At 39.0% G+C, this 894-nt stretch carries 1 protein-coding gene; it reads right to left on the bottom strand.

All coding sequences use genetic code 11. The annotated features are described in order from the left end of the window. Nucleotides 1-134: 134 nt before the first annotated feature. On the bottom strand, nucleotides 135-894 hold a 760-nt coding region (locus AK963_RS34155), incomplete at its 5' end, for a hypothetical protein (RefSeq protein ID WP_175404750.1).

The raw sequence follows: 894 nt of genomic DNA, 5'->3' as shown, positions 1-894 counted from the left end.
CTGTAGTGATAAACTCTTCAACGGGCATGACTGAAACCTTCTTTTTTGCTTTTTACTGCTTTTAATAGCAGAAAGCAGGTTCAGTCATGTCTCCTTATGCAAACCTAAAAGTCGCACATGGCGTAATAAGTACACTATTTAACCACCATCGATTTTTTCTCGACGCTTTCAATATATTCATCATAAATTTTCTGAAACTCTTCTGACCTAATAACAACCAGATCCTCGTCATCCATCATCCCTTTAATTCTGCTATCTTCAAGCATACCAACGTTTCTTATCTGCTCAGCTGTTATAATCCCATAACTTGTTACATTGTAACGTAATAAAACTTTAAAATCATCAACACTAAATAATCTTTTCACCGATAGTTTACCGGAATAATGAGATTTTATGGCCAGCCCGACATCTACTTTCGCCTGCATAGCTTTTGCAACACTATGTAGATAGTGCACAAATCGGTCTTGAATATCTTCTGTTTGGTTACGGATATCAATACAGGCATCCGCTATAATAAAGAGCGGTTTACCCATATGGGACAGGCCTGAAGTCACTTTTCTGTATGCAGGGAGACCTTGAAGAAGACGCCCAACATCTGGTATTCCTTCTCCTGGCTGATCAGTCCACTGTTCAAGCTGTCCCCCAGAGCCTAATAACGTTTCAAATGTTTTTGATCTCCCGTTGCTAATATCTGGTGCAGTCTTATTGAGAACTGTAAAACTCGAACCCCAGCCCAATGTATAGACTACATTACTCTTCCAAAGCTGATACCACTCTTTAATATTCTTGCTGGCAAGTGTTTTCAATGATGGGATATTTTTCTCTACCCAACGCCATTGCCTAAGATTCCTAAAGAAGTCAATTTTAATTTGTTCTTTTGGTGCTAACCATCCC

The sequence above is a fragment of the Endozoicomonas atrinae genome (assembly GCF_001647025.1).
GTDB lineage: Bacteria > Pseudomonadota > Gammaproteobacteria > Pseudomonadales > Endozoicomonadaceae > Endozoicomonas > Endozoicomonas atrinae.
Note: the sequence above shows the minus strand (reverse complement) of the source record. Positions and strands in the feature narration are given on the sequence as shown.